Origin of the sequence: Nocardia farcinica (assembly GCF_029867845.1) — a bacterium.
In the GTDB taxonomy this organism is placed as follows: Bacteria; Actinomycetota; Actinomycetes; order Mycobacteriales; family Mycobacteriaceae; genus Nocardia; species Nocardia farcinica_A.
The window spans coordinates 1-3203 of the sequence record NZ_JARWRU010000042.1; the positions used below are offsets into that span (position 1 = coordinate 1).

Here is a 3203-nt window from a genome sequence, read left to right on the forward strand (position 1 = left end):
GTCCACCACCGCGGCGGAGAACTCCGGGTCGTCGACCGTCCTGCCCGGTGGGGCGGTGTACAGCACGCTCACGTCGGCGTCGTGGTTGCGACCGAACGCGGCGTCGGCCAGCTCGCTCGCCTCCGCCGACTCCGATCCCGGATCGAACATGCCACCCGAACTCAGATGGTCGGCGTGCCCCGATCCGAAGGCCGACAACCCGAGCAGCGCCGCCGCGACCGTCACGATGACGATCCACCGTCCGCGCGCGACCCGCTCACCCCACCATGCGAACAACGCCCACCACCCCCGGCCTCTGCGCCACCACGATCGCGGACCCCTTCCATCACCGAGGGCTCGCCGTCGAGCCTTCCGCTCAACGGCCTACTGTCACAGAAGGTTCCCGGCGCGGTGTGGTCTGGTCGACGGCGCGTTCGGCCCGGCGCAGACCGAAAGGACACCCTTCACGGTCGGGGCAGGCCGAGGACGCGCTCGGCGATGATGGTGCGCTGGATCTCGGAGGTGCCGCCGGCGATGGTGCCGGCGAAGGTGCGGACGAAGCGTTCGAACCAGCCGGGGGCGGTGTCCTCGAGGCTGAGCGGGCTGTAGCGGGCGGTGACGCCGGGATGGTCGAGTCCGGCCGGGCCGGCGGCGGCGAGGGCGTGTTCGGCGCCTGCCTGGACCGCCTCGGAGCCGAGGAGTTTCAGCACCGACAGGGCGGGGCCGGGTTCCTCGCCGCGGGCGGCGGCGGCCAGGGCGCGGGAGCCGAGCAGGCGCAGGGCCTGGGCATCCATGGCGAGGGTCGCGTAGCGGTTCTCCTCGAGCGGGGTCGACGGCCGGAAGTCGGCGAGCAGGCCGTCGAGGCGGCTGGCGAAGTTGGTCCACAGCAGGTTGCGTTCGTGGCCGAGGGAGCCGTTGGCCACCCGCCAGCCCGCGTTCAGTTCGCCGACCAGGTTTCCGGCGGGCACCCGCACGGCGTCGAAGAAGACCTCGTTGAAGTCCAGGTCGTCGGGGCGGCACACGGAGGCGAACGGCCGGCGGCGCACGCCGGGCAGGTCGGTCGGGATCAGCAGCGCCGAGATGCCACGATGTTTGGGGGCGTCCGGGTCGGTGCGGACGAAGGCCAGCAGCACGTCGGCGTCGTGGGCGCCGGAGGTCCAGACCTTCTGCCCCTCGACGACGAAGTGGTCGCCGTCGAGACGGGCGCGGGTGGACAGGCCGGCCAGGTCGGAGCCCGCGCCGGGTTCGCTCATGCCGAGGGAGGCGGTGAGGTCGCCGCGCAGGATCGGCACGGCCCAGTGCCGCTTCTGATCCTCGGTGCCGAAACCGAGCAGGGAGGCGGCGATGATGCCGACGCCCTGGGGGTTGAAGTGTTCGTGGATGCCGCGTTCGGCGAGGGTTTCGCGGTGCACGTACTGCTCGAGGATGCCCGCGTCGCGGCCGCCGTATTCGGGCGGGTTGCCGGGCACCAGCCAGCCGTGATCGAACTGGACACGCTGCCAGCGCCGGGCCCAGTCGGGGGTGTGGGAGCTGGAACGGGGGCGTTCGAGTCCTTCGGCGTCGGGCATGTGCTCGTCGAGGAAGGCGACGAGTTCGGCGCGGAAGGCCTCGACGCGGCTATCGAAGGTCAGCTGCACGGTGGTGCCTCGCAATCGTGGCTCGGTGTTCGTCGGTGCCGCCGAGCAGCAACTCCCCCGCCTTGGCGCGCTTCAAGGCGAACTGGACGTCGTTCTCCCAGGTGTAGCCCATGGCGCCGAACAGTTGCAGGCCGTGGCGGAAGACCAGCGACTGACATTCACCCGCCGCGGCCTTGGCCGTCACGGCGGCCAGGTGCTTGCGCTCGTCGCCCTCGGCGATGGTGAGGGCCGCGAAATAGGTGAGGGCGCGGGCGCGTTCGATGGCCACGTGCATGTCGGCGGCCTTGTGGCCGACGGCCTGGAAGGAGCCGATGGGCACACCGAACTGGCGGCGTTCGCGCACGTGCTCGACGGCCGTGTCCAGCACGCGCTGGCAGGCGCCCACCATGGTGGCCGCCATGCCGGTGAGGGCGACGGCGCGGGCGTGCCGGACATCGGCCCGCTGCCGGTCGGCGGGGGCGACGCGGACCCGGTCGAAGACGATGTCGGCGATGTGCAGGACCGGGTCGAAGACGGCGGCCCGGCGGATGTCGAGCGCGGCGGCTGAAACGACGAAGACACCCGCGCCGGTGACGACGGCCAGCCGGTCGGCGCGGTCGCCGTCGAGGACGCGGGCCGAACCGGTGAGCACCCAGTCCGCGCCGTCGCGGGTGGCCGTGACGCCCTCGTGGACGGCCGCACCGGCGAGGTCCGGCGGCGCATCGGGGGCCAGCGGGGCGAACTGGCTGGTGGTGGCCAGGAAGGGGGTCGGATCGCAGGCGCGTCCGAGTTCCTCGTGGGCGATGGTCAGCTCGACGGCCTCGGCGGGCGCGGTCATGGCCGTCCAGCCCTGGTCGACAAGCGATTTCCACAGCGGCCCCGGATCGGCCCCGCGGTCGGCCACCTCCCTGATCAGCGCGGGCGGACAGTGCCTGGCGATGACCTCGCGCACGGTGCGCTGCCAGAACCGCTGATCGGAGTCGAATTCCAACAGCATCCGATCGACCTCCTGTCGTCCGTCGACGCGGTTCTCAGCGCGCTCGCCACACCTGCATGGCCATGGACTTCAGGTCCAGCGTCGGGCTCAGCGGCAGCTTGCCGCTCGCGGCGCGCTCCTGGAAGCCGCGCAACACCTCGTCGGGTTCCGCGCTGAGTTCGTAGACGGCCAGGTAGCGATGGGTGGGTTCGCCGCGGCCGGGAACGGGCTGGATCTCGTAGCGAGTGCAGGTCTCGATGCCGGGGATGGCGAGCACGTCGTCGCGGTGCTCGGTGTCGTACCACGTGTTGAATTCCTCGTCGCGGCCGTCGACGGCATTGGTGAAGACGAGCATCTTGGCGTCGGTCATGGTCGGGTTCCTGTTCTCTCGGGGGCGGGTTTCGGCTGCGGTCCCCGGGCGGCCGGGTCAGTGCGGGAGCAGATCGGTCCAGGGGCGGTGCGGCGGGACGGCCAGGTCGCTCTGGCGGTAGACGCGGCCGTCGGGGGCCAGGTAGGCACCGGTGGCGGGGTCGTAGCGGGCGTAGCCGACGGCCGGGGTGGCGGGCGCCTGTTCCGTCGGGGCGCTCGCGGGGGCCGCGCCGGACGGACGGTCGCCGGGCGGACTGTTCTCG

At 72.2% G+C, this 3203-nt stretch carries 3 protein-coding genes and 2 pseudogenes; all 5 read right to left on the reverse strand.

Annotated elements, in window-relative coordinates; translation table 11 throughout:
- Window positions 1-276 (reverse strand): annotated as a pseudogene (locus QH283_RS00620) (MMPL family transporter); the annotation flags it as partial.
- Between the two features lie 167 nt (window positions 277-443).
- Entirely contained in the window at window positions 444-1616 is a 1173-nt protein-coding gene (locus QH283_RS00625; RefSeq protein ID WP_280501069.1) for an acyl-CoA dehydrogenase family protein, read from the reverse strand.
- Window positions 1597-2592, reverse strand: a complete 996-nt coding sequence (locus tag QH283_RS00630) for an acyl-CoA dehydrogenase family protein (protein ID WP_280501067.1) — start codon at window positions 2590-2592, stop codon at window positions 1597-1599. Before QH283_RS00630 ends, QH283_RS00625 begins: the two co-directional genes overlap by 20 nt.
- 34 nt (window positions 2593-2626) lie before the next feature.
- A complete protein-coding gene (locus QH283_RS00635; RefSeq protein WP_280501068.1) occupies window positions 2627-2941 on the reverse strand; it encodes a DUF4286 family protein in 315 nt (104 codons plus the stop codon).
- 57 nt (window positions 2942-2998) lie between these two features.
- Window positions 2999-3203 (reverse strand): annotated as a pseudogene (locus QH283_RS00640) (virulence factor Mce); the annotation flags it as partial.

Excerpts from the sequence above, each read along its gene's own strand:
- QH283_RS00630 (WP_280501067.1), bottom strand. The coding sequence starts at position 2,592 with ATGCTGTTGGAATTCGACTCCGATCAGCGGTTCTGGCAGCGCACCGTG.
- QH283_RS00635 (WP_280501068.1), bottom strand. The coding sequence starts at position 2,941 with ATGACCGACGCCAAGATGCTCGTCTTCACCAATGCCGTCGACGGCCGC.